The sequence below is a fragment of the Micrococcus sp. GPGPB33 genome (assembly GCF_037853785.1).
GTDB lineage: Bacteria > Actinomycetota > Actinomycetes > Actinomycetales > Micrococcaceae > Micrococcus > Micrococcus luteus.
Genome location: NZ_JAQMWO010000002.1, coordinates 1,729,073 through 1,754,145, shown reverse-complemented (window position 1 = coordinate 1,754,145; position 25,073 = coordinate 1,729,073). Strand labels below are relative to the sequence as shown.

Annotated in this window: 20 protein-coding genes and 3 pseudogenes; 3 read left to right on the top strand and 20 right to left on the bottom strand. The window is 75.4% G+C overall.

Annotated elements, in window-relative coordinates; all coding sequences use genetic code 11:
* Positions 1-69: 69 nt before the first annotated feature.
* The 19 genes and pseudogenes from POD19_RS08430 to POD19_RS08340 all read right to left on the bottom strand — a co-directional run.
* Complete coding sequence (locus POD19_RS08430; RefSeq protein WP_101966004.1) at positions 70-858, bottom strand: YggS family pyridoxal phosphate-dependent enzyme; 789 nt, start codon at positions 856-858, stop codon at positions 70-72.
* Positions 855-1,676 carry a polyphenol oxidase family protein gene (locus POD19_RS08425; RefSeq protein ID WP_102708623.1) on the bottom strand — a complete coding sequence of 274 codons (822 nt, stop codon included), beginning with the start codon at positions 1,674-1,676 and terminating at the stop codon, positions 855-857. The genes POD19_RS08430 and POD19_RS08425 overlap by 4 nt, the downstream gene beginning before the upstream one ends.
* Positions 1,673-2,893, bottom strand: a complete 1,221-nt coding sequence (gene ftsZ, locus POD19_RS08420) for a cell division protein FtsZ (protein ID WP_169577780.1) — start codon at positions 2,891-2,893, stop codon at positions 1,673-1,675. Before ftsZ ends, POD19_RS08425 begins: the two co-directional genes overlap by 4 nt.
* Before the next feature lie 317 nt (positions 2,894-3,210).
* Complete coding sequence (locus POD19_RS08415) at positions 3,211-3,990, bottom strand: cell division protein FtsQ/DivIB (RefSeq protein ID WP_240756374.1); 780 nt, start codon at positions 3,988-3,990, stop codon at positions 3,211-3,213.
* Positions 3,987-5,474 carry a UDP-N-acetylmuramate--L-alanine ligase gene (gene murC, locus POD19_RS08410; protein ID WP_136939962.1) on the bottom strand — a complete coding sequence of 496 codons (1,488 nt, stop codon included), beginning with the start codon at positions 5,472-5,474 and terminating at the stop codon, positions 3,987-3,989. The genes POD19_RS08415 and murC overlap by 4 nt, the downstream gene beginning before the upstream one ends.
* Positions 5,471-6,601, bottom strand: a complete 1,131-nt coding sequence (murG, locus tag POD19_RS08405) for an undecaprenyldiphospho-muramoylpentapeptide beta-N-acetylglucosaminyltransferase (RefSeq protein ID WP_136939961.1) — start codon at positions 6,599-6,601, stop codon at positions 5,471-5,473. The genes murC and murG overlap by 4 nt, the downstream gene beginning before the upstream one ends.
* Positions 6,598-7,890, bottom strand: coding sequence for a putative lipid II flippase FtsW (gene ftsW / locus POD19_RS08400; RefSeq protein WP_102708626.1), 1,293 nt, complete (start codon positions 7,888-7,890; stop codon positions 6,598-6,600). Before ftsW ends, murG begins: the two co-directional genes overlap by 4 nt.
* A 44-nt stretch (positions 7,891-7,934) precedes the next feature.
* A pseudogene (gene murD, locus POD19_RS08395) lies at positions 7,935-9,529 on the bottom strand (UDP-N-acetylmuramoyl-L-alanine--D-glutamate ligase).
* Positions 9,526-10,653: a phospho-N-acetylmuramoyl-pentapeptide-transferase gene (gene mraY, locus POD19_RS08390; RefSeq protein WP_136939960.1), complete on the bottom strand. Its 1,128-nt coding sequence runs from the start codon at positions 10,651-10,653 to the stop codon at positions 9,526-9,528. Before mraY ends, murD begins: the two are co-directional and overlap by 4 nt.
* Positions 10,650-12,163, bottom strand: a pseudogene (locus tag POD19_RS08385) (UDP-N-acetylmuramoyl-tripeptide--D-alanyl-D-alanine ligase). The gene mraY and the pseudogene POD19_RS08385 overlap by 4 nt, the downstream one beginning before the upstream one ends.
* Positions 12,160-13,062 carry a glutamate ligase domain-containing protein gene (locus POD19_RS08380; protein WP_340309421.1) on the bottom strand — a complete coding sequence of 301 codons (903 nt, stop codon included), beginning with the start codon at positions 13,060-13,062 and terminating at the stop codon, positions 12,160-12,162. The pseudogene POD19_RS08385 and the gene POD19_RS08380 overlap by 4 nt, the downstream one beginning before the upstream one ends.
* Complete coding sequence (locus POD19_RS08375) at positions 12,980-13,918, bottom strand: Mur ligase family protein (RefSeq protein WP_340309420.1); 939 nt, start codon at positions 13,916-13,918, stop codon at positions 12,980-12,982. Before POD19_RS08375 ends, POD19_RS08380 begins: the two co-directional genes overlap by 83 nt.
* Positions 13,919-13,956: 38 nt before the next feature.
* Positions 13,957-15,711: a peptidoglycan D,D-transpeptidase FtsI family protein gene (locus tag POD19_RS08370; RefSeq protein ID WP_260446449.1), complete on the bottom strand. Its 1,755-nt coding sequence runs from the start codon at positions 15,709-15,711 to the stop codon at positions 13,957-13,959.
* 68 nt (positions 15,712-15,779) lie between these two features.
* On the bottom strand, positions 15,780-16,349 hold the full coding sequence (locus POD19_RS08365) for a hypothetical protein (protein WP_251393417.1): 570 nt from the start codon (positions 16,347-16,349) through the stop codon (positions 15,780-15,782).
* A gap of 20 nt (positions 16,350-16,369) precedes the next feature.
* A complete protein-coding gene (gene rsmH / locus POD19_RS08360) occupies positions 16,370-17,365 on the bottom strand; it encodes a 16S rRNA (cytosine(1402)-N(4))-methyltransferase RsmH (protein ID WP_144818922.1) in 996 nt (331 codons plus the stop codon).
* Positions 17,366-17,507: 142 nt separating this feature from the next.
* Complete coding sequence (gene mraZ, locus POD19_RS08355) at positions 17,508-17,939, bottom strand: division/cell wall cluster transcriptional repressor MraZ (protein ID WP_144818920.1); 432 nt, start codon at positions 17,937-17,939, stop codon at positions 17,508-17,510.
* A gap of 323 nt (positions 17,940-18,262) precedes the next feature.
* Positions 18,263-18,649, bottom strand: coding sequence for a DUF3040 domain-containing protein (locus POD19_RS08350; RefSeq protein WP_144818918.1), 387 nt, complete (start codon positions 18,647-18,649; stop codon positions 18,263-18,265).
* Between the two features lie 133 nt (positions 18,650-18,782).
* Positions 18,783-19,460, bottom strand: coding sequence for a DNA polymerase Y family protein (locus POD19_RS08345; RefSeq protein WP_340309419.1), 678 nt, complete (start codon positions 19,458-19,460; stop codon positions 18,783-18,785).
* 44 nt (positions 19,461-19,504) lie between these two features.
* Positions 19,505-20,020, bottom strand: a pseudogene (locus tag POD19_RS08340) (Y-family DNA polymerase); the annotation flags it as partial.
* Between the two features lie 113 nt (positions 20,021-20,133).
* Between POD19_RS08340 and POD19_RS08335 the strand changes: the two are divergent.
* Complete coding sequence (locus tag POD19_RS08335; RefSeq protein WP_144818914.1) at positions 20,134-21,255, top strand: polyprenyl synthetase family protein; 1,122 nt, start codon at positions 20,134-20,136, stop codon at positions 21,253-21,255.
* A 43-nt stretch (positions 21,256-21,298) separates the two neighbouring features.
* Here the strand turns inward: POD19_RS08335 and POD19_RS08330 are convergent, their stop codons facing one another.
* Positions 21,299-21,697, bottom strand: a complete 399-nt coding sequence (locus tag POD19_RS08330; protein ID WP_044659490.1) for an Rv2175c family DNA-binding protein — start codon at positions 21,695-21,697, stop codon at positions 21,299-21,301.
* A gap of 211 nt (positions 21,698-21,908) precedes the next feature.
* Here POD19_RS08330 and POD19_RS08325 point away from each other — a divergent pair, with 211 nt between their 5' ends.
* Together POD19_RS08325 and pknB are read left to right on the top strand one after the other, a co-directional pair.
* Entirely contained in the window at positions 21,909-23,063 is a 1,155-nt protein-coding gene (locus tag POD19_RS08325; protein WP_144818912.1) for a LysM peptidoglycan-binding domain-containing protein, read from the top strand.
* A gap of 55 nt (positions 23,064-23,118) precedes the next feature.
* Positions 23,119-25,056 carry a Stk1 family PASTA domain-containing Ser/Thr kinase gene (pknB, locus tag POD19_RS08320; protein WP_251393418.1) on the top strand — a complete coding sequence of 646 codons (1,938 nt, stop codon included), beginning with the start codon at positions 23,119-23,121 and terminating at the stop codon, positions 25,054-25,056.
* Positions 25,057-25,073: the final 17 nt, after the last annotated feature.

Sequence of the window (25,073 nt, the reverse complement as noted above, 5' to 3'; positions counted from 1 at the left end):
TCGTTCGTCGTCGGTGCGCGTGCGTCCGCACGGTCCTGTCGCGTCCCGCCGGGACGCGCGGGGTCAACGTTAGCCCACCGCGTCCCGGGCCCCCAGAACGTCGGAGCCGATGCGCACCTGTGTCGCCCCGGCGCGCACGGCCGCCTCGAGGTCCGCGCTCATGCCCATGGACAGGGCGGTGGCCTCCGGATGCGTCTGCCGCAGGCGCGCGCCGAGTGCTGCGAGCCGGCGGAAGGCGCCCTCCGGGTCCAGGCCGCGCGGTGCCACGCACATCAGCCCGCCCAGCCGCAGGCCCGGCAGGCCGGCGACGACGGCCGCGAGGGCGGCGACGTCCTCGGGGCGGGCGCCGCCGCGCGGACCGATCCCCTCGGGACGGTCCTCGTCGGCGCGGTCGTCGACGTCCACCTGCACGAGGCACTCCAGGTCGGGGATCGCGGCCTCGGGCTCGCGCTCGCGCCGCAGCACGAGCGCCCGCGAGAGCGCCTCGGCCAGTTCGGGTCGGTCCACCGACTCCACCACGGACGCGTAGCGCACCACGTACTTGGCCTTGTTGGTCTGCAGCTGGCCCACGAAGTGCCAGCGCGGGGCGTCCACCCCCAGGGCCGCGGCGGCGGCCTCGGCCTTGGGCCGGGCCTCCTGGTCGCGGTTCTCCCCCACGTCGGTCACGCCGAGCGCGGCGAGGCGCACGACGTCCTCGGCGGGGTGGGTCTTGGTCACGACGACGAGCGCGGGCTCCGCCTCGCGCCCGGCGTCCCGCGCGGCGTCGACGATGCGGGAGTGCACCGCGGCGAGCGCGTCGGCGATCTCCCGGGCGCGGGGGTCCGTCGGGGTCGGCCCGGCGGTGGCGGGGGCGGTCATGCGTCTCCTCTCGGGCTGGTGGCGTCGGGGTCGGCGCGCCAGACGAGGCCGGCGAACCGGCCCTCGCCAGGCGCTCGACGGTGCGAGAACAGGCGCTCGTCCTCCCGCGTGCACACGTCGATCGTCGCGGCGGCCACCCCGCGGGCACGGAGGACCTCCGCGGCACCGGCGGGCAGGTCGAGGGCGGGGGTGCCCCAGGACGTGGTGGCGGCGGTCGACGGGAGGCGGGCGGCGGCGCCGGCGCGCATGGCCGCGGGCACCTCGTAGCAGCGGCCGCACACGCCGGGGCCGATCCAGGCGCGCAGGCCGGGACCGGTCCGGTCGACCTCCGGGCGCAGGGAGAGAAGCCGATCGACGGTCGCCTCCAGGACGCCGTCCAGCAGCCCGCGCCGCCCGGCGTGGGCCACGGCGGTCGCGCCGGTCGTCTCGTCGACGACGACCACGGGGAGGCAGTCGGCCACCATGACGGCCAGCGGCCGGGACCCGTCGCGGCTCACGGCGGCGTCGGCCACGGGGGCCGGGGCACCGCCGCGCCCGGGTCCGTCCGCCCACACGACGTCGGCCGAGTGCACCTGGTCCAGATAGAGCGTGGCGCCCTCGGGGACCCCCATCACGCGCTCCAGGGCGCGACGGGCGGCGCTGACGCGGGCGAGCCCTTCGGCCTCGTCCGGCGGGACCACGTGCAGCGCGAGGTTGCCGGCGGCCACGGACGTCCAGGCCACGTGCACGGCGCCCGTCGCGGTGCGGACGGTCTCGCGGTGCACGAAGGGGCCGGCGGGGACCCGTGCGGTCCCGGCCGGCCCCTCCGCGGCCATCACTTGAGGAAGTCCGGGACATCCAGGTCCGAGGACCCGGCGCCGAGGTCCGGCTCCACCACGGTGGGCAGGTCCTGCTGGCGGCGCGGCTGCTGCTCCTGCGGGGCCAGCGGCACGGTGCCGCGCACGGCGGGGCGCTCGGCCTGCTGCGGCTGGGCCGGGGCGGCGGGCTGAGGCTGGGCGGGGACGGGCTGCGGCTGCGCGGGGGCCGCGGCCCGCTGCGGGGCTGCCTGCTGCTGCCCGGCCTGCGGGGCGGCCGGGGCGGAGGTGACGTCCACCTTGTCGAAGCCCGCGGCGATCACGGTCACGCGCACCTCGTCGCCGAGGGCGTCGTCGATGACCGCGCCGAAGATGATGTTGGCCTCCGGGTGGGCGACCTCCTGGACCAGGCGCGCGGCCTCGTTGATCTCGAAGAGGCCGAGGTCGGAGCCGCCCTGGATGGAGAGCAGCACGCCGTACGCGCCGTCGATGGAGGCCTCGAGCAGCGGCGAGGCGATCGCCAGCTCGGCCGCCTTGACGGCGCGGTCCTCGCCCTGCGCGTGGCCGATGCCCATGAGCGCGGAGCCCGCGCCCTGCATCACGGACTTCACGTCCGCGAAGTCGAGGTTGATCAGGCCCGGGGTGGTGATCAGGTCGGTGATGCCCTGGACGCCGGAAAGGAGCACCTGGTCCGCCTGACGGAAGGCGTCCATGACCGAGACGTTGCGGTCCGAGATGGACAGCAGGCGGTCGTTCGGGATCACGATGAGGGTGTCGACCTCGTCCCGCAGGGCGTCGATGCCCGCCTCGGCGGAGCCGGCGCGACGGCGGCCCTCGAACGTGAACGGACGGGTCACGACGCCGATGGTCAGGGCGCCGAGCGAGCGCGCGATGCGGGCCACGACGGGCGCTCCGCCGGTGCCGGTGCCGCCGCCCTCGCCCGCGGTCACGAACACCATGTCCGCGCCCCGCAGGACCTCCTCGATCTCCTCCGCGTGGTCCTCGGCGGCCTGGCGGCCCACCTCGGGGTTCGCGCCCGCGCCGAGTCCACGGGTGAGCTCGCGGCCCACGTCCAGCTTCACGTCCGCATCCGACATCAGCAGCGCCTGGGCGTCCGTGTTGATGGCGATGAACTCCACGCCGCGGAGCCCCACCTCGATCATGCGGTTCACGGCGTTCACGCCGCCGCCGCCGATGCCGACGACCTTGATGACGGCCAGGTAGTTCTGGGGTGCAGCCACGGTGTTGGTTCCCTTTGTTCGAGATCTCGAGAGGTCAGCGCGAGGCACATCGCCCCGGTGATCGGCGGCCACCCGGGGTGGACACCTTCAAGTACAGCGTGAAGCGAGCCTCGCGCGCGTTCGGGTCCACCGTACTGGGAGGCCCGCGTCACGTGCAAAAGAAAACGGCGTGTCTACGCGGAAAAGACGGCCTCCAACTCAACCTTCACGTGAAACTATAAGGACCAGCCGCCGTGGTGATGGCACCCCGACCCGCTCGAGGCCCCGCGCCCCGACCTTCACCTTCACGTTCTACTGGAGACTTCTGTGGCCCCGGTTCAGCGCGTGATCGGCCGCGTGGGAACGGAGACGTCGATCTCGGCGACGCCGCCCGCCGCGGACCCGTGCCGCTCGTCCGCCAGGAACGCCTCGGCCACGGACCCCTTGAGGCCGGCGTCCTGCGCGTCGCCCCAGACCAGGGTCACCCCGCCCTCGAGCGCCAGATAGACCTGGCCCGGGCCCCGGGAGTCGGCGGTCTCGACACGATCGGCCACAGGCTCCGGCAGGGCGGTCAGCACCTCGGCCACCTCGGCGCGCTCCTCCTGCGCCCGCTGCTCCAGCTCCTCCGAGAACGCGGGGAGGTCCTCGCCCTCGAGCCGCTCCTCCGGCACTCTCGTCAGGACGGTGCCGTCCGCGAGCAGCAGCTGCGCGCCGTCGTCACCGTCCCGCCGGGCCCGCGCCTCGTGCTCCCGGACCACGACCTCCAGGCCGGTGGGCAGGCGGGGCACGGTCTGGACCTCGGCCACCCCGGGCAGACCGCCGACCAGCTCGCCCACACGGCCGGCCCCGACGCGGGACAGCGGCACGCCGTACACGGGCTCCAGGCGCTCCTGGACGGCGGTGGCGGAGACATGGCGGGTGCCGGTGACCTCGACGCGGTCCACCGCGAGCACGCGCGAGAAGAGCACGACCCAGCCCAGGGCGCCCAGCACCGCGAGCACCGCGGCCGCCACACCCCAGCGGGTGGCGCGGCGCCGGCGCGCGGTGCGCCCCGGGAACTGGACGACGGTGGAGGCGTCGGTTCCGGCCGGCGGCGGCGTCCCGCGGCCGCGCCTCACGGGTGGGCGACGCCGGGCGCCGCGTCCCGGCCGAGCTCGGCCAGCAGGTCCGGACCCAGGGCGGTGACGTCCCCCGCGCCCATCGTCAGGACGACGTCGCCGGCCGTGGCGCCCGCCGCGAGCGAGCGCACCGCCTCGGCGCGGTCCTCGGCGACGACGCGGTCCTCGGCGGCACCCGTGGTGAGGCGGGAGGCGATGAGGGACGAGTCGACGCCGGGCATCGGCTCCTCCCGGGCCGCGTACACGGGCAGCACGCGCACCACGTCCGCCCCGGAGAGGGCGGCGGCGAACTCGGCGGCGAAGTCCCGGGTGCGGGAGAACAGGTGGGGCTGGAACAGGACGTGCACGCGGGCGTCACCGGCCACGGCACGGCCGGCGGAGACCGCGGCGGCCACCTCCGTGGGGTGGTGCGCGTAGTCGTCGAAGACCCGCACGCCGCGCGCGGCGCCACGGAACTCGAATCGGCGGGCCGTGCCCCGGAAGGCCTCGACGCCCCGCACGGCGGCCTCGAAGGCCATGCCCGCCCGGACGGCGGCCAGGACCACGGCGGCGGCATTCAGCGCGTTGTGCCGGCCGGGCACCTGCAGGTGCAGGGTGCGCTCCGGTCCGTCCGCCATCCGGAACGTGGCGCGCTGGCCCACTCCGGTCTCGCCCGGCTCCACCGCGAGGTCGGTGACCAGCAGGTCCGGCGCCACGCCGTCGCGGGGCGCCGAGCCGTAGGTCACGACGTCGGCGGCCGCGTGGCCACGGGCCCACGCGGCGAGCTCCGCCGCGCCGGCGTCGTCGAGGCAGGCCACGAGGACCCCGCCCTGGGCGGCGGCCGGCAGCCCGCCCGCGAAGTCCCGGAAGACCTGGTGCACCGCCTCCTCGGTCCCGTAGTGGTCCAGGTGGTCGGCCTCCACGGTCGTGACGATCCCGATCGTGCTCGGGTAGTTCACCAGAGTGCCGTCGGACTCGTCGGCCTCCGCGATGAACCACTCGCCCCGGCCCGCCCGGGCGTTGGTGCCGAGCCCGGCGACGGCGGCGCCGACGGCGAACGTGGGGTCCCAGCCGGCGTCGGAGAAGGCCATGGCGGCCATGGAGGACGTGGTGGTCTTCCCGTGCGTGCCGGCGACGGCCAGCACCCGGTGGCCGCGCATGGCCAGGGCGAGACCCTCGGAACGGTGCAGCACGCGCAGTCCGCGTGCCACGGCGGCGTCGTGCTCCGGGTTGCCCGGCCCGGCGATCGAGGAGGCGATCACCGTGGTGACGTCCTCGCCCAGGTGCGCGGCGTCGTAGCCGACCGTGATCCGGGCGCCGCCCGCGGCGAGCTCGCGCATCACGGGCAGGTCCTTCGCGTCGGAGCCGGACACCGCGACGCCCTGCTCCTGGAGGATGCGGGCGACCCCCGACACCCCCACGCCGCCGATCCCCAGCAGGTGCACGCGGCCCAGGTCGGCGAAGCGGCCCTCGGCCACGGGACGGCTGCTCTCGTCTCGGCTCATCGCCGGGCTCCTTCCTGGGCGGCCGAGCGCACGAGGCCGGCCATGGTGACGTCCGCGTCCCGGACGCCGAAGCGGGCGGCCGCCTCCCCCATGCGCGCCAGACGCTCGGGGTCGGTCGCCAGCGGGATCAGCTGACGCTGCACCCACGCGCGCCCGAAGGCGTCGTCGCGGACGAGCAGCGCGCCCTCCGCCTCCACCACGGGGCGGGCGTTGAGCGCCTGCTCGCCGTTGCCGATGGGCAGGGGGACGTAGACGGCGGGCAGGCCGACCGCGGACACCTCACAGACCGTGCCGGCGCCCGAGCGGGCGACGATGAGGTCGGCGGCGGCGTAGGCCTGCTCCATGCCCGCCAGGTACTCCCGCTGGACGTAGCCGTCCCGGACCAGGAGGCTGCCGTCGTCCTCGGTGAGCGCCTTGTCGCGCCCGGTCAGGTGGAAGACCTGCAGACCGGCGTCGAGGAGGTCGCCCAGCGCGGCGCGCACAGTGCGGTTCACGGCCAGCGCGCCCGAGCTGCCGCCGGTCACCACGACGGTGGTCCGGTCCGGGTCGAGGCCGAGGGCCTCACGGGCGGCACGGCGGGCGGCCGCCCGGTCCAGGCCGGAGATCTCGGGGCGCATCGGCATGCCCACCCAGCGGGCGCCGCGGAGGCGGGTGTCCGGCAGGGCGGTGCCGACGTGCGTGGCCCGCAGGGCGCCGATGCGGTTGGCCAGGCCGGGGCGGGCGTTGGCCTCGTGGACCACCACGGGCACACCGGCCCGGAAGGCGGCGAGGTACACGGGGGTGGCGACGTAGCCGCCCACGCCCACGACGACGTCGGCGCGCCGGTCCCGCAGGATCCGGGTCGCCGTCTCGACCGCGGCGCGCATGCGAGCCGGGAAGCGAACGACGTCCATCGACGGGCGGCGCGGCATCGGGACCCGGTCGATCAGGTCGAGCTCGTAGCCCGCCTCGGGGACGAGACGCGTCTCCATGCCGGAGGCGGTGCCGACCATGGTGCACTCGACGGGACCGCCGTCGTCGTCCTCCAGGGCGCGGGCGATCGCGAGCATCGGGGAGATGTGGCCGGCGGTGCCGCCGCCGGCCAGCACCACCCGCAGGGGTCCGGAGGGATGAGAGGTCTGCGTCATCGGGGCTCCTGGAGGGCGGGGGTGGGGATCACGGGGACGGGGTCGGTGTCCGGCTCGCCCGCCTGCGGGCGGGCGTCCGGTTCCGCTGCACGGCGACGCTCGTGGCGGGCGAAGGCCAGCACGATGCCGACCGCGCTCAAGGACAGGGTCAGCGCGGAACCACCATAGGAGATGAAGGGCAGCGGGACGCCCACCACGGGGATGATCCCGGAGACCATCGCGATGTTGACGGCCGCCTGGCCCACGAGCCAGGCCAGGATCCCCCACGTGGACAGGCGGATGAACGTGGACGTGGTCCCGGAGGCGACGCGGTAGATGCCGATCGCCAGGCCGAGGTAGGCCAGCAGCACCACCAGCGTGCCCACGAGCCCGAGCTCCTCGCCGAGGATGGTGAAGATGAAGTCGTTCTCGGCCTCCGGGATGTAGCTCCACTTCTGGCGGGACTGGCCGAGGCCCGCGCCCCACCAGCCGCCCGAGGCCAGGGCGTACATCCCGTGCGCCGGCTGGAAGCAGGGGTCGGTGGCGTCGGAGCAGTCCCCCAGCCAGGCCTGCACCCGGACCATGCGGTGCGGGGCGAGGAGGGTCAGGGCCAGGATGCTCAGCACGCTCAGCGCCAGGAAGGTGAGGAAGACCCCCCAGTGGGTGCCGGCCACGTACAGCACCGTGGCCAGCACGAGCGCGAGGATGATCGCGGTCCCGAGGTCGCTGCCCGCCATCACCAGGACCAGCAGCAGCAGGCCGCCGGGCAGCACCGGGATCAGCGCGTGCCGCACCTGGGTGACAAGGCGGTGCTTGCGCTCCAGGACCGCCGCCGCCCACAGGGCCAGGGCGAGCTTGGCGGCCTCGGAGGGCTGCATCCTGAACCCGCCGATGCCGAGCCAGTTGCGATTGCCGCCCACGGTGACCCCGAGCGGGGAGAACGCGACCAGCGCGAGCAGGATCACGGCCACGCCGAACGCCGGCCAGGCGAGCGCCTTGAAGACGCGCACCGGCAGGCGCGAGAACACGAGCAGGGCCGCCACGCCCGCCACCGCCCAGGCGGTCTGGCGCAGGAACAGGGCGTACGAGCCGCCGCCGGTGCCGATCGCCTCGACGGAGGACGAGGAGAGCACCATCACGAGGCCCAGCACCGTGAGCAGGGCGGTGCAGCCGCTGATGAGCAGGACCGACAGGTCGAGGGCGCGGCGACCCTCGAGGACCCGCCACATCCGGCGCAGGAGCCGCTCCCGATGCTCGGGGGCGTCGTCGTCCGCGCCGGAGCGCACCGGGCGGAGCTCGATCGGGGACATGGCCCTCCTCACGGGGGAAGCGAGACGGTCGGGTGGGCGGCGGGTCAGTCGGCGTCGGGCGCGGCGTCGTCGTGCACGTCCCAGCCGTGCTCACGCATCAGCCCGGCGACGGCCTCGATGAACGCCTCGCCGCGGGCCGCGTAGGAGCGGAACTGGTCCATCGACGCCGCGGCGGGCGCCATGAGCACGGTGTCGCCGGGGCGGGCCAGGCCGTCGGCCACGCGCACCGCCTCGGCCATCACGGCCGCACCGTCGGCGGGGCCGGTGCCGTCGGCCGTGGCGAGGGGGCGTGGACGGGGACCTCGGGGGCGTGCGCGGCCAGGGCCGCGCGCAGGGCCGAGGTGTCCCTGCCCAGGAGCACCACCGCGCGGAGCCGGTGGGCGTGCGCGGCCACCAGCTCGTGATAGGTCACGCCCTTGGGCAGGCCGCCGGCCAGCCACACCACGGAGCTGAACGCCGCCAGCGACGCGTCCGCGGCGTGCGGGTTCGTCGCCTTGGAATCGTTGACCCACATCACGTCGCGGGAGGTGGCCACGAGCTGGATGCGATGCTCCCCGCGGTCGTAGGAGCGCAGGCCCTCGGCCACGGCCGCGGGGCTCACCCCGACGGCCCGGGTCAGCGCCGCCGCGGCGGCCGCGTTGGCCACGGTGTGGCGCGGCGCCACCGGGCCCAGGTCGGCGCGCTCGGCCAGGGCGATCGCCTCGTGGCGCCGGTTATCCAGGAACGCACGGTCCACGAGGATCCCGTCCACGACGCCGATGTCGGACAGGCCCGGGGTGTCCGTGGTGAAGCCGATCGCGCGGCAGCCCTCCTGGACGTCCGCGCGCTCCACGAGGGTGCGGGTCAGCGGGTCCTGCTCGTTGAACACGCAGGCCACCCGCGTGTTCGCATACACCTTGCCCTTGGCGGCGGCGTACTCGTCCATCGAGCCGTGCCAGTCCACGTGGTCCTCGGCCAGGTTCAGCACCGCCGATGACGCCGGCGCCAGTCCGTGCGTCCAGTGCAGCTGGAAGCTGGAGAGCTCGAGGGCGAGCACGTCGAAGCCCTCCGGGTCGCGGATCGCGTCGAGCACGGGGGTGCCGACGTTGCCGCAGGCCACCGCCCGACGGCCGTCCGCCCGCAGGATGGCCTCGACCATCGTCACGGTGGTCGTCTTGCCGTTCGTGCCCGTCAGGCACACCCAGTCGGCGGTCTTCCGGCCGGCGCGCTCGCGCAGCCGCCAGGCCAGCTCGACGTCGGACCAGATCGGCAGGCCCGCCGCGTGGGCGGCCATCAGCAGCGGCTGGTCCGGACGCCAGCCCGGGGAGGTCACGACGAGGTCCGCGGCGGCGCCGTCGACCTCGGGCAGCGCCTGCGTGGCCGCCCGGTCGAGCAGGACCTCGCGGACTCCCACGATCCGCAGGGTCTCGGCGCGCGCCCGGTTCTCGGGGCCGTCGTCGCCGTCCACCACCACGACGGCGGCGCCCAGCTCGGCCAGGGTGTCGGCCACGGAGAAGCCGGTGATGCCCAGGCCCGTGACGACGACGCGCAGGCCGGCCCACCCCGGGGCGTCCCAGGACGTGAGGTCGGCGGTGCGGGCGGTGTCGGCGCGGGGCCGGCGCACCGGTGCGGGCGCGGCGTCGGACGCGGGGCCGGTCACGGGGTCACCCCCGCGAGGCCGCCCTGGCGGATGAGCCAGTCGCCGTAGAAGATCGCGAGCCCCACGGTGACGCACATCAGGGACAGCAGCCAGAAGCGGACCACGACGGTCACCTCGGCCCAGCCCTTGAGCTCGAAGTGGTGCTGCAGCGGCGCCATGAGGAACACGCGCTTGCCGCCGGAGACCTTGAACCAGCCCACCTGGATGATGACGGAGAGGGTGATCGCGACCATGAGGCCGGCCAGCACGGCCACCAGGATCTCGGTGCGCGTGAAGATCGCGAAGCCGGCCAGGGCGCCGCCCAGGCCCAGGGAGCCGGTGTCCCCCATGAAGATCTTGGCCGGGGAGGTGTTCCACCAGAGGAAGCCCAGCAGGCTGCCCGTGAGGATCGCCGCGAGCAGGGCGAGGTCCATGGGGTCGCGGACCTCGTAGCAGCCGCGGGTGCCCTCGAGCGCGCAGGACTGGCTCGACTGGAAGAGCGACATCAGGACGTAGGCGCCCGTGATCATGGCGGTGGCGCCCGTGGCGAGCCCGTCGAGGCCGTCCGTGAGGTTCACGGCGTTCGTGGTGGCGGTGGTGATGAGGTTCGACCAGATCACGAACAGGATGACGCCGATCGCGGGTCCGGCGAAGGCCAGGTCGAGCCACGGGATGTCCCGGGCGAAGGAGATCGCCGTCGAGGCGGGGGTCAGGCCCCGCCCATCCGGGAAGTTCAGGGCGAGGACGGCGAAGGCGGTGCCGATCAGGGCCTGGAGGATGATCTTGCCGCGCGGCGTCAGGCCGAGCGAGCGCTGCTTCGTGATCTTCGTGAAGTCGTCCACGAACCCGACGAAGGCCATGCCCACGGTGAGCAGCAGCAGGATCAGGCCGGAGGCCGTGGGCCCGCCGAAGTCGACGCCGAGCACCGCGAGCAGCCCGTGGGTGATCAGATACGCCAGCACCAGGGAGCCGATGATGACCGCGCCGCCCATCGTGGGCGTGCCGCGCTTGGTCTTGTGGGTGGTCGGGCCGTCGTCGCGGACGAACTGGCCGTACCCGCGCTTGACGAGGAACCGGATGAACAGCGGGGTGCCGGCGGCCGAGAGGACCAGGCCGAGCACGCCGCCGATGAGCAGTCCGATCACGGTCGGGACTCCTTCGGGGAGGCGGAGGGGGCGGCGACGGCGTCGGCCGTGGCGAGGCGCTCGCCGAGGGCCGCGAGCCCGACGCCGTTGGAGGACTTGACGAGGACGAGGTCGCCGGGGCGCAGGTGCTCGGCGAGGAACGCCTCGGCCTGCGCGGCGTCGTCGACGAAGTGCGCCTCCTCGCCCCAGCTGCCCTCGTTGAGGGCGCCGATGTAGAGCGGCCGGGCTCCAGCACCCACCACCAGCAGCTGGGCGATGTTCAGGCGCACCACGGACTCGCCCACGAGGGTGTGCTCACGGACGCGGGCGTCGCCGAGCTCGAGCATCTCCCCCAGGACGGCCCAGGTGCGGCGGCCGCTGGAGCGGCCGAGGGTGGCCAGCGTCCGCAGCGCGGCGCGCATGGACTCGGGGTTGGCGTTGTACGCGTCGTTGATGATCGTGACGCCGTCCGCACGGTCGGTGCGCTCCATCCGAAAGCGGCTGGCGGGCCCGAGCCCGTCGAGACCACGGGCGATCTCGGCCGGGTCCATGCCGGCGGCGTGGGCGGCCGCGGCGGCGGCCAGCACGTTGTGCACGTGGTGCAGGCCGGTCAGTCCGGAGGCGACCGGGTGCCGCAGGGCGGCCTCATCCGTCCCGACCTGCAGGTCGAAGACGGGGCGCTCCTGGTCGTCGGCGCGCACGTCCCGTGCGGCGACGAGGCCTGACGCGCGGCCGGCGGACACGTCCTCGGCCGCGCGGGCGACGCCCCGCTCGTCCGCGGTGAACCAGGTGATCGGGGCGGCGGTCCGCGCCGCCATGCCGGCGACACGCTCGTCGTCGAGGTTGAGGACGGCGACGCCGTCGGGGCCGAGGGCCTCCACGAGCTCGCCCTTGGTGCGCGCGATGTTCGCCACGCCGCCGAAGCTGCCCGCATGGGCGGTGCCCACCATGAGCACGACGCCGATGTCCGGGCGCACGATGTCGCAGAGGTACGCGATGTTGCCGACGTGGTCCGCGCCCATCTCGACCACGAGGAAGCGCGTGTCCAGCTCCGCCCGGAACACCGTGAGCGGCACGCCGACCTCGCCGTTGTACGAGCCGACCGGTGCGACGGTGGGGCCCTGGGTGGCCAGCAGGGCGGCGAGCAGGTCCTTGGTGGTGGTCTTGCCGGCCGAGCCGGTGATGCCGATGACGGTGGTCGGGGAGTGCTCCCGGACGCGGCGCACGACCTCCCGGGCGAGCGCGCCCATCGCGAGCACGGCGTCCTCGACGATGATCGCCGGGTGCGCGGCGCCGTCGGGGGCGTGCGTGGCACGCTCGGCGAGCACGGCGGCGGCGCCGGCGGCCAGTGCGGCGTCGATGAAGTCGTGGCCGTCGGCGCGCTCCCCGGCTTCGCCACGTAGAGCGTGCCCTCGGCGGTGGCCTCCCGCGAGTCGGGGGTGACGTGCACCAGCACGGCGGCGGGGTCGAGGGTGGCCGAGAGCGTGCCGGACACGGCCTCGGCGATCTGGGCTGCGGTGAGAGCGATCATGACTCGATGACCTTACCCTCGCGGGCGGGGCCGGAGCCCGAGGCGGAGGCCGCCGCGACACGGGCGGCCAGGGCCTCGCGCAGGGCCGTCCGGTCGTCCAGCGGGACGAGCTCGCCGTCGTAGTCCATCGTGGTCTCGTGCCCGCGGCCGGCCAGGAGGATGCCGTCCTGCGGCCCCGCCAGCTCCACGGCGCGGCGGATGGCCGCGGCACGGTCGGCCACCTCCTCGATCACGACCGTGCGGCCCTCCTCCCGCGCGAGGCGGTCGGCCTCGGCGCGGGCGCCGGCGAGGATGTGGGCGCGGATCGGGGCCGGGTCCTCCGAGTGGGGGGTGTCGTCGGTGACGATCACCACATCCGCCGCCCGGGCCGCGATCGCGCCCATCACGGGCCGCTTGTCACGGTCGCGGTCACCGGCGGAGCCGAACACGATCAGGGTGCGGCCGCGCGTCCCGGCCGCCGCCCGGGCGTCGGCGAGGGAGCGCAGCGCCTGCACCATGCCGTCCGGGTTGTGCGCGAAGTCGACGACGGCGTCCGGCTCGCGGCCCACGACCTCCATCCGCCCGGGGACGGCGGCGGCCAGAGGGCCCTCCCCCGCGGGCACGTCCAGGACGGCGGCGAGCGCGTCCAGGTGCTCCTCCCCCACGGCGTGCAGCACGAGCAGGACCGCGAGGGCCGCGTTGGCCACGTTGAAGCGGCCCGGCAGACCGACGGAGGCCCGCAGCTCCCGGCCCGTGGCCGCGTGGCGCAGCGTGAAGCGGTGGCCGAGGCCGTCCGGCGCGAGCTCGGCGACCTCCCAGTCCGCCCGGAGGCCGGGGTCATGTTCGGCCAGGGCGCCCGGCGTCGGCGCGGCCGGCCCGAGGGCGAGCGTGGTGACGGGAGCGCCGGCGGCCCGGGCCATGGCGACGCCCCAGCGGGGGTCCCTCGCCGCCGTCGAGCGTGATGACGGCGTGGTCGGTGCGGGCGGGGTCGAACAGACCGGCCTTGGCCGCGAAGTACTCCTGCATCGAGCCGTGCATGTCCAGGTGGTCCTGGGTCAGGTTGGTGAACCCGGCCACCGCGTAGCGCAGGCCGGCGATCCGCTGATACGCCACGGCGTGGGAGGAGACCTCCATGACGGCGGTGTCCACCTCCTCCTCGCGCATGAGCGCCATGAGGGCGTGCAGCTGGGTGGCCTCGGGCGTGGTGAGCGTGGAGGGGACCTCCCGCTCCCCCGCGCGGATCAGGATCGTGCCCACGATGCCCGACCGGCGCCCCAGGGCCTCGAGCAGGGCGGCGGCGAGGAAGCTCGTGGTGGTCTTGCCGTTGGTGCCGGTCACGCCGACCAGGCGCGGGCCGGCGTCGCCCCCGCCGCCGTAGACGCGGGCCGCCACGGTGCCGGCGGCGGTGCGCACGGCGTCGACCTCGAGCACCGGGACGTCGGCCAGGCCCTGCTCCGCCAGGAGCGCGCGGCCCGCCGCGTCCGTCAGGACGCCGACGGCGCCGGCCTCCAGCGCCGTGGCCGCGAACGCCGCGCCGTGGGCGCGCGCCCCCGGGACGGCGACGTAGAGGTCGCCCGGGCGCACGACACGCGAGTCGAGGCTGACCCCCGTGACGCCGTCGGCCGGGGCCGCGCCGTGGACGTGGGCCGCGATCCCCGCCCCGGCCAGCGCCTGTGCGAGGGCGGGCCAGGGCGTGGCGGGGGTGTGGGAGGGCCGGAAGGCGGCGTCCTGCTGGGCCGGGGTCAGCGGCGCAGGGGGGTCGCTCGGGGTGGTCATGGGGGTGCTCCTGGGGTGCTCGGGGCCGGCGGCGTGGGTCACCACGGCCGGTCCTGTGGATCGTCCACGAAGACGCGGTAGTCGTTCGGCTCGGCTCCGGTGGCGGGCACGTCCGCCTGGCGGAGCATGTACTCCATGATCGTGGCGGCCGCGACGGACACGTCCCGGGAGCCCTGCTTCGACGGCGGCCGATGCAGGGACACGGACACCACGAAGCGGGGGTCGTCGAGCGGGGCGACGGCGGTGAAGCCGAGGTTGTAGCCGTCGTACGTGCCGGTGTCGCTCGCGGCCTCGGCGGTGGAGGACTTGCCGCCCACGCGATAGCCGGGGATCGCGGCGGCCTTGCTGGTGCCCTGCGTCACGACGGTCTCCATCATGCGGAGCATCTGCGCCGCCGTCTCCTCGGAGACCACGCGGTGGGGCTCCGCGGACGACTCCCAGCGCTTCTCCGCGCCGTCGCCGTCCACCGTGGCGTCGATCAGCCGGGCCGGGATCAGCACGCCGCCGTTGGCGAGGGCCTGGTACATCTGGGCGGTGTGCAGGGTGGTCTGGGTGTAGCCCTGGCCGAAGGCCGTGGTCAGGCGCTGGCGGCCGTCCCACTGTTCGGGCGGGACGAGGACGCTGCCCGCCTGCTGCGGCAGGCCGAGGTCGATGGGCTGGCCGACCCCGAAGGAGCGCATGTACTCGTAACGCTGCTCGTCCGTGATCTTCTCGGCGATCTGCACCGTTCCCGTGTTGTAGGAGCGCGCGTAGATGCCTGCGACGGTCATGTCGAACGTCGGGTGCGGGGAGAAGTCCCGAATGGTCTGCCCGTCGAAGTCCTGGCTGCTGGGGACGGTGAAGCCGTCCGTGGCGGTGACCTTCCCGGCGTCGACGGCCGCCGCGATCGGCAGCGCCTTGCCCGTGGAGCCCGGCTCGTACGGGGTGCTCATCACGGTGGAGGTGCGGAAGTTCCCCTCGGTGGCGTCGGGGTCGGCGGGGTCCACCGTGGTGGAGTCCGCCATGACGATCACGTCGCCCGTCTTCACGTCCATCACGACGGCGTTCGCCCACTCCGCCTCGTACTCGGCGGCGAGGGCGCCGAGGGTCTCCTGCGCGAACCACTGGGCGTCCTTGTCCACGGTCAGGCGCAGGTCGGCGCCGTCCACGGCCGGAACCTCCTCGAGCGGGGCGTTGGGGATGCGGATGCCGTCTGCGCCCACCTCGAACGTGCGGGTGCCCGGGGTGCCGGTCATGACGTCGTCCTGGCTGAGCTCGAGGCCCTCGAGGGCGGTGCCGTCGCCACCCATGAAGCCGATGATGCTGCCGGCGACCGACCCGTTCGGGTAGGTGCGGCGGTCCACCGCCTCGGAGAGCAGGCCCGGCACGTTGAGCGCCATGGCCTTGTCCCGCACCTCCGGGGTCACGGAGCGACGCACCACGGCGTACGGGCGGGAGCCGATGGTGGCCTCGCGCACCTCCTCCTCCGACATGCCGAGCACCTCGGCCAGGCTGGCCAGGCGGGAGTCCACGTCCACCAGCACGGTCTCCCGGGCCTCGCGGTCCCATTCGTTGAAGTCCTTGACGAGGCGCTGGTCCACGACGATGTCGTAGCGGCGCACGCTGGCGGCCAGCACGTCGCCGTCGCGGTCCAGGATGGACCCGCGCTGCGGCAGGGTCTCCTGGTGGGTCAGGCGCTGGTCCATGGCCGCCGCGGCCTGCCCCGTGGGGTCGATGCCCTGCACGTAGACGAGCCGCAGTGCGAGCCCGCCGAGCAGGACGAAGACGAGCAGGAGAAGGATGCGGGTGCGCACGGCGGGGTGCCCGGGAGCGGGCCCGACCGTCGATCCGCCGCGGGGAAGGTGCGAGGCGGGACGGTCGATCAACGGTCGGCGGCGTCCTGGTCGGGGGCGGCGGAGGCGTCCGCGCCGCTGAAGGTGCGCGGTCCCTCGATCTCGTCCTGGCCGTCGTCGGACGCCCCCTGGCGGACCGCGTCCGCGTCCGCCGGCGGCGCGACGTAGGTGGCGGAGATGTCGCCGTCCTGGGCCGCCTGGGCCTCGCCGCCGAACTGGCCCGTGCCCGCGTCCACGGAGGCGGTGCCGGCGGGGGCGACCATCCCGAGGGCGTCGGCGCGCGCGGCCAGGTTCTGCGGCGCCTCGAGGTGGCCCACCTGCTCGGCCAGCCGCTCATTGGTCTCGGTGACGGCCTGCTGCTCCTGGCGCAGGTCCAGGAGGGCGTACTGCCGGTTGGACATCGTGATGTTCATGACGAGCACCGCCGCGAGCGCGGCGAGCACCACGAGGACGCACAGCACGGTCACGCCGGAGCGGGATCGGGGCAGCGGGGCGGGCACCACCGAGAGCGGCGTGCGCTCCTGCGGAGCCGGCCGCGCGGGGGCGACGGGGGTCGACCCGGGGCGCAGCGACTCTGCGATCCGTGCGTGTGCGGCCATGCTCATCTCCTCGTGCAGCGTCATGCCGTGGTCCTGGACGTCCTGATCTTCTCAACCGCACGCACTTTCGCGGAGGAGGCGCGACGGTTCTCTGAGATTTCTTCTTCGGTGGGCTTCTCGGTGCCGCGGGTGAGCACCCGCACCACGGGTTCGTGCTCCTCCAGCACCACCGGGAACCCCGGGGGCGCCGTGGACGTGGCCCACGCGCTCAGGTGCCGCTTCGTGATCCGGTCCTCGAGGGAGTGGTAGCTCATCACCACGAGGCGGCCGCCCACGTGGAGGGCGTCGAGGATGGCGGGCACGGCGGCGTCGAGGATGTCGAGCTCCTCGTTCACGGCGATGCGCAGGGCCTGGAAGGTGCGCTTGGCCGGGTGCCCGCCGGTGGCCCCCGCGGCGACGGGGACGGCCGAGCGGATCACCTCGACGAGGCGGCCGGTGGTCTCGATGGGGGCCTCGGCGCGGGCCCGGACGATGGCCCGTGCGATGGGGCCGGCGAAGCGCTCCTCACCGTCGCGACGGATGATCCGGCGCAGCTCCTGCTCGTCCAGCTCCGCCACGAGCGTCGCGGCGGAGCGCTCGGCGGTGTCGTCCATGCGCATGTCCAGCGGAGCGTCGTAGGAGTAGGCGAAGCCACGCTCCCGGTCGTCCAGCTGGTAGGAGGACACGCCGAGGTCGTAGAGCGCGGCGTCGACCTTCGTGACGCCCGCGGCGGCCATGGCCTCGGGCACCCGGTCGTAGGTGCCGTGGAAGGGGATCAGACGGTCGGCGAGGGGGCCGAGGCGCTCGGCGGCCATGGCCTGGGCGTGGGCGTCGCGGTCGATGCCGATGACGCGCAGGTGGGGGAACCGGGTCAGCAGGGCCTCGGTGTGCCCGCCCATGCCCAGCGTGCCGTCGACGGCGACGGGCGTGCGGCCGGCCTCGAGCGCGGCCTGGACGGCGGGGGCGAGGAGGTCGACGACGCGGTCCCGCATCACGGGCAGGTGGCGGTCCTCGGGGCGCGGCTGGCCTGCGTCCACTCTCGACCTCCTGCTCACATCGCGGTCCTGGCGGACCTCGGGCGGGATCCCCATCCGTCCGCCGCCACGCCTGGCCCAGGGGAAGACGGGTCAGGTGCGGCGGCGTCGGCTGGAGGTCTCGCTCGAGGTCGGGTGGTCACGGTCAGAAGACGCCGGGCAGGACGTCCTCGTCGGTCTCGGAGAAGGCGGCTTCCTGCTCGGCGAGGTAGGTGTTCCAGGACTCCGAGTCCCAGATCTCCACCCGCGTCCCCGCGCCGATCACGGTCACGTCCCGGTCCAGCCCCGCGTACTGCCGCAGCGGCGCCGGCACGGTCACCCGACCCTGCTTGTCCGGGACCTCGTCCGACGCCCCCGAGAGGAAGACGCGGATGTAGTCACGGGCCTGGCGGGAGGACAGTGGAGCCGACCTCATCTGCTCGTGGACCCGCTCGAACTCACGAGCGCTGAACACGTAGATGCAGCGCTCCTGACCCCGGGTCAGGACCAGCCCCTCCGCCAGCCCCTCGCGGAACTTGGCGGGGAGGATCAGCCGGGACTTCTCGTCGAGCCGGGGGGTGTACGTGCCCAAGAACACGGCACACCCCCTGGCTCGTCGAGCGGTCCCTCCCGACCAAGGTCGGGACCCATGCTCTCTCCTTTCCTCCACATTACCCCACTTCCCTCCACCATCAACCCAGGAACGCGGGTCCCGGCGCCACGGGCGTGTCGAGGCCCCCGAGTCCGGCACGCCATCCCGCGGGTCCCGGGGCCGGCGTCGCCGTGGAGGGAAGTGGAGGACCGGTGGGCCCCCGGTGGAGGGCCGCGGCGACGACGGGGCCTCGGGCAGCGCAAAGGCCCCGATCCGGAGCGGATCGGGGCCTGGAGTGGAGGAGGGTGGGGGCCCGGCGGGCCAGGCGCTCAGTCGCCTCGGGCCCGCCGCTCGTCCCAGCGCCGCTCGAGGCGGCCCATGAAGTCGCCGCCCCCCTGCCGTCGCGGTGCGCCCGACCGTCGGGCCACCGGGCCCGAGGCCCCGGAGGCGACGGCGCGCGGCCGCGTGGTCAGCAGGAAGATGCCGGCCCCGATGACGACGGCGCCGAGCACGCCCAGCAGGATCGCGTGGTTGGCGACCCCGAGGACCACGACGAGCAGCCCGACCACTGCGAGGACGGCCCCGGCCACGACGCGACCCACGGGCAGCCGGTGCCGCCCCGTGTCCGCCATCTGGGTGGCCAGCCGGGGGTCCTCCGTGCGCAGCTGCTGCTCCAGCTGGTCCAGCATCCGCTGCTCATGCTCTGAGAGGGGCATGGCGACTCCTTCGAACGCGGCCTCCGACACCTCCGGGACCGGGAGGGGACGCCCGCGCGTCCGACTTGCCCTCCAGGATAGGACCTGCCGCCCCACCCCAGCCAGGTGGCGACGTCGCCGACCCCGGATCCCCTCACTCCCGGTCCGGGCCTCCGGTGCCCGGCCGCGGCGCGTCCCGGCGGGCGTCGGCGCGGGCCTCGCGGCGACCCAGCAGCGACGCCGGCCGCACGGCCGCCGTCGGGAAGCGTCGGGCGACGGCGTCCAGGGCGGCCTCGGCGCCGGCCCAGTCGCCCTCCTCCGACGCCGCGTCCTCCGTCCCCCAGGCGGGACCGCCGAAGAGCGCCTCCTGGGCCGGGGGCTGATCGGCCTCGTCCCCGAGGCGCTCGGCGCGCACGCCCACGAGCCGGACCGGATGCGGTCGTTCGGCGTGCAGCTCGCGGACGAGCCGTCGCGCCGGGCCGAGGAGGTCGTGGCCCGTGGCGGTCGGCCGGGCGAGGCGGGCGGTGCGGCTGCGGACCGACCCGTCCGGCGCCTTGAGGCGGACCGTGACCGCGCCGGCGGTGACCTGCTCCGCGCGCAGCCGGGCCGCGACCCGGTGGCACAGGCGCAGGACCTCCGGGCCGACGCCCGCGACGTCGACGGGGTCGACGTCGAAGGTGTGGTCCGCGCCGATGCTGCGGGCCGCCGGGCGCGGGGCGACGGGGCGCGGGTCGATGCCCCGGGCGAGCGACGCCCACTCCCGGCCGGCGGCCCCGAACGATGCCTCCAGCCGCGCGGGGTCCACCCGGGCGAGGTCGCCGATGGTCGCCACCCCCGCCGGGCGAGCCGCTCGGCCGCCTTGGGGCCCACGCCCCACAGCCGGCCCACGGGCAGCGGATGGAGGAAGTCCAGGGTGCGCTCCGGCGGCACGATCAGCAGGCCGTCGGGCTTGGCCGCGGTGGACGCCGTCTTGGCCACGAACTTCACGGCCGATCCGCCCACGGTGCACGGCAGCCCCAGCGCGGAGCGGACGCGCTCCCGGATCAGGTGGCCGATGTGCTCGGGCGGGCCGAGCCGGCGGCGGGCGCCGGCGACGTCGAGGAACGCCTCGTCCACGCTGAGCTGCTCCATCACGGGGGTCACGTCCGCGAGCACGGCCATCACCTCGACGGAGACGGCCCGGTAGAGCTGCTGGCGCGGCGGGATGACCACCAGGGGCGGGCACAGGGCGCGGGCGTGCGCCAGGGGCATCGCCGAGCGGACCCCGTAGGCCCGCGCCGCGTACGAGGCGGAGAGCACCACGGACCGGCCGCTCGGGGCGGCGACGGCGGCGGGACGCCCCTCGAGGTCGGGCCGTTCGCGCAGCTCGACGGACAGGAAGAACGCGTCCATGTCCACGTGCAGGATCGTCGCCTCATCGCGGGGTGCAGCGGGCGCGCTCTCGGACATGGACCGAGCCTATCCGGGACCGGCGAGCCGCCGCGCGGCGCGGCTAGGGTGGGGCCATGCCCGCCGACGTCGCCGTCCCCCGCCCCCGCCCCCGTCCCGCCGACCAGGACCGCTTCCGCGCCGCCGTCGCCGACGCCCTCGACCGCCTGCTGGCGGAGCACCGCGAACTCGCCCGGGACGTCCACCCGCTGACGGCGCCCCTCGTGGACGCGATCGCGGACCTGACCGCGGGCGGCAAGCGCCTGCGCGCCGTCCTAGCCTGGCTCGGCTGGCGGGCGGCCGGTGGCGAGGCGGAGGACCCCCGCATCGCCGAGGCGGGCGCGGCGTTCGAGCTGTTCCAGGCCGCGGCGCTGATCCACGACGACATCCTGGACCGCTCGGACACCCGCCGCGGGATGCCCAGCGTGCACCGCCGCTTCGAGTCCCTCCACCGGGAGGCGGGCTGGCGCCACGCCGCGGAGCACTTCGGCGTCTCCGCCGCGATCCTCGCCGGCGACGTCGCGCTGGGGATGAGCGAGACGGCCTTCGCGCGCGTGCTCGCCGGCACGCCCCGGGAGGACCGGGCGCGGGCCGAGCTCGAGCGGATGCGCTTCGGCGTGATGGCGGGTCAGTACCTCGACGTGGTGGCCGAGATGGCCCCGGCGGCGCGCGACGCCCGCGAGGCCGAGGCGGCCGCCGAGGCGGTGGTGGAGCACAAGTCGGCGCGCTACTCGGCGGTGCACCCGCTCGCCCTCGGGGGGCTGCTGGCGGGGGCGGACGACGGGCTGGTGACCGCGTTCGCCCGGGTGTCGCTGCCGTTCGGCATGGCCTTCCAGTACCGCGACGACCTGCTCGGCGTGTTCGGCGATCCGGCGACCACGGGCAAGCCCGCGGGCGACGACCTGCGGGAGGGGAAGCAGACGGTGCTCATCGCCCGCGCCGTCGAGCTGCTCGCCCCGGACGAGGCCGCCGCGCTCGACGCGGACCTCGGCGACCCGGACCTCGGCGCGGACCGGGTGGCCCACTGGCAGGCCGTCCTCGAGGCGTGCGGCGCACGCCGGGCCGTCGAAGAGCGGGTCGCGGCGCTCTCGCACGAGGCGGCCGGGGCCGTGGCGGGCCTGCTCGCGCACGGCGTCCCCGAGGACGTGAGCACCGAGCTCACGCGGCTGATCGACGCCTACACGTCGCGCCGCCACTGAGCGGCACGGACCCCGCGGGCGGATGACCGCCCGCGGGGCCGGCTCACCAGGCCAGGGCCTGGGCGCGGCGCCGGATCTCGGTCTTCCGGCCGTCCCGGAGTGCGTCGATGGGCCGGCCGGGCAACGACTCGTCCTCGGTGAACAGCCAACGGAGGGCCTCCTCATCGGAGAAACCGGCGTCGGCCAGCAGCACGAGCGTGCCCTGCAGAGAGTCGAGCACGCCGGTCTCGGTGAGGAACAGGGCCGGCACGGACCGCACCGCGGGCTCGGGACGACGCACGGCCAGCAGGCGGCGATCATGCACGAGGTTGTGGACGCGGGTCACGCGCTGGTCGAGGTGTTCCGCCACGTCGGGCACGGAGAGCCACTCGCCCACGAGGGCGTCGAGCTCGGCGGGGATCGCGTCAGCGGGGACCGGGGTGTCGGAGGAAGTGGTGCTCACGGGCGCCAGCCTACGTGGCCGCCGACGGGCCCGGCCCACCGCGCCCCGGACGGCATGGATCTCGGTATGGTCACGAAGATCACATTCCGATAACATCGCCGAGGCTCCACGGCCGGGCGCCGACGTCGTCGGTCGACCGCGGGGGGCCACGGGTCCCGCCCGTCACTTCCCCGTCGTGTTCCATCCGTCCGATCCGATGCCGAGGTCTGCCGTGTCCCACACCCCCGTCCGCTCCCGCCGCCTGCGCTCCGTCCTGACCGGCGGCGCGGTGCCCCTGCTGCTGCTCACCGGTCTGCCCGCCCAGGCCCACGCCCAGGAGGCTGCGGTGCACACCGTGCGCCCGGGCGACACCCTCACCCGGATCTCGGCCGCCCGCGGCGTCTCCGTCGCCGACCTGCTGCGGTTCAACGGCCTGGGCCTGGAGACCGTGCTCTACCCGGGTGACGAGCTCCGCCTGACCGGCGCGGCGGCCCCGGCCCCGGCCGCCGGGACCTACACGGTGCAGCCGAACGACGGGTGGTGGGTCATCGCCCGCCGCACCGGTGTCTCCGCCGCGCAGCTGCAGCGCCTCAACGGCATGAGCGCGTCGAGCATGCTCCACCCGGGCATGGTCCTGACCACGCAGCGCACGGCCGCCGCGCCGAAGACCCCCGCGTCGACCGCCCCCGCGCCGGCGTCGACGGCCCCGGCGGCCGCCGGCGAGACGGTCCGGTACACCGTGGTCTCCGGCGACTCCCTCTGGGGGATCTCCCAGCGGTTCGAGGTCTCCATCCCCCGTCTGCGCGAGCTCAACGGCCTGACGCGGGCCTCGACGCTGCACCCCGGCGACGTGCTCGTGATCTCCGACGGCACCCTCGAGGTGGAGCCGGTCTCCGCCGTCCAGGCGGTCGGCGACACCTTCCTCGGCCGCACCTACGCGCCGCACGTCACGGCCTCGGCGAACGAGAACCTACGCCTGCTGCGCTCCGTCCCGCAGCCCACCCCCGAGCAGATGCAGCAGATCATCCGCGAGACCGCCGAGCGGATGGGCGTGGACCCCCGCCTGGCCCTGGGCCACGCGTACACCGAGTCCCGCTTCCGCATGGCCTCGGTCTCCCCCGGCAACGCCGTGGGGGCGATGCAGGTCATCCCGATCACGGGCGAGTTCGCCTCGGAGCTGGTGGGCCGCGAGCTGAACCTGCTGGACCCCCACGACAACGCGGTGGCCGGCGTCGCGTTCATCAAGTACGTGCAGGACCGCACCCCCACCCTCGACCAGGGCATCGGGGCCTACTACCAGGGCCTCGGCGGAGTGCTGGACAGCGGCTTGAACCCGGAGGCACGGGACTACGTGGCCAAGGTGCGCGCCGCGATGGCGATGTTCTGATCCGCCGGCGGCGGGCCGCCCCGAGGGGGTCCGCCGCCTGTCCTACCCTGGGACGATGAGCAGCGCACGCCGGGACCCCCTCGTGGGGGGCATCGTCGACGGCCGCTACCGGGTCGTCGAGCGGCTGGCCCGGGGCGGCATGTCCACCGTCTACCTGGCCGTGGACGAGCGTCTCGACCGCCAGGTGGCGCTCAAGGTCATGCACCCGCACCTGGCGGAGGACCCCGTCCTCGTCGGCCGGTTCGAGCAGGAGGCCAAGACGACGGCGCGGCTGTCCCACCCCCACGTCGTCGCGGTCCTGGACCAGGGCCACACCGAGGCCGAGGACGGCGACGTGCTGGCCTACCTCGTGATGGAGCACGTGCCCGGCCGCACGCTGCGCACCGTCATCCGGGACCGTGCACCGCTCTCGCCCCGGGAGGCGCTGCGGTTCCTGCGTCCGCTCGTCGACGGCCTGGCCGCCGCGCACCGCGCCGGGCTGGTGCACCGGGACGTGAAGCCCGAGAACGTGCTCGTCCGCGACGACGGCCGGGTGACGGTCGCGGACTTCGGCCTGTCCCGCGCCGCCACGGCCCACACCATGGCCGGGCAGGCCGTCGTGGGCACGCCCGCCTACCTCGCCCCCGAGCACATCGCCGGGGCGCCCGCCGACGCCCGCTCCGACGTGTACGCCGTGGGCATCATCCTGTTCGAGCTGCTCACGGGCCGCCAGCCGTACACCGCGGCGACCGCGTTGCAGGTCGCCTACCGGCATGTCCACGAGCGGGTCCCCGTGCCGTCCACGCTGCACCCCGGGCTCCCCGAGGATCTCGACGACCTCGTGCTGTGGTGCACCGAGCCGGACCCGGCCGACCGGCCCGCCGGTGCCGGCGAGCTCCTGCACCGCATCGACGCCGTGGCGGCGGGCCTGGACCCCGACGAACCGGACCGCCACCCCGCCGAGGGTCCGGGCGCGGAGCCGGCGGTGGCCGCCCCCGCCGCCGATGGCCCTGAGGACGCAGCCCCGGACGGGAACCTGCAGACCCGGGCCCTCGACGCCGGCGACCACCACGCGACGCGCGTGCTCCCCGCCCTGGCCGAGTCCGACCTCGACGCGGACATGACCGACGTCATCGACACCCGTGCGGCGACGCGCGGGGCCGACCGGCGGCCCGCCGCGCATCCGGCGGAGCCGATCGGCCCGCTCGGGCTCGACCCCGCTCCGGCGGACCGGCATCCGGGGCGCGAGTCCCCGCGGCGGCTGCGTCGGGCGGCCCGCCGCCCCGCCCTCGACCTCGGCCAGGGCACCGGCCGGGCCGCGGCGATCGGCGCGGCCGTGACCCTGCTGCTCACCGGCGTCGCCCTGCTGCTGGGCTGGACGCTGGGCTCCGGCGGCCTCGGAGTCGGTGGCGTGGCGGTGGTCCCCGACCTCGACGGGCTGGCCCGGGAGGCGGCGGAGGAACGGCTGACCGCCGCGGGCTTCACCGCGGCGGTCACGGCCCGGCACAACGAACTCCGCACGGAGGGCACGGTCGTCGCCAGCTCGCCCGCGGCCGGGGAGCCGGCGGGGCGCGGCACCCCCGTCGAGCTCACCGTCTCCGCCGGCCCCGCGCCGGTGCCGGTGCCGGACCTGACCGGCGTCGTGATCCGGCGGGCCCACGGCGTGGCCCGGGACGCCCGATTCACCGTGCAGGTCGCGGAGCGCCGCACCGATCCCGCGGTGCCGGCCGGGGCCGTGATCGAGCAGCACCCGGCCCCCGGCGAGCAGGCGACGCCGGGCACCGCGGTCCGCGTGGTGCTCTCCGAGGGCCGCGCCGTGCGCCCGGTGCCGGACGTGACCGGGCAGGATCCGGAGACGGCGCGCACGACGCTGGCGGACGACGGCTGGGACGCCCGCGTGCATCGCCTGCCGCTGCCGCTCGCCGGCCGGGGCGAGTCCCGGGTCCTGCACCAGTCCCCCGCCGCCGGGACCGCCCTGCCCGAGGGCACCGCGGTCCACGTCTGGGTCGGCTGAGCCGGGGCGTGCCCGGC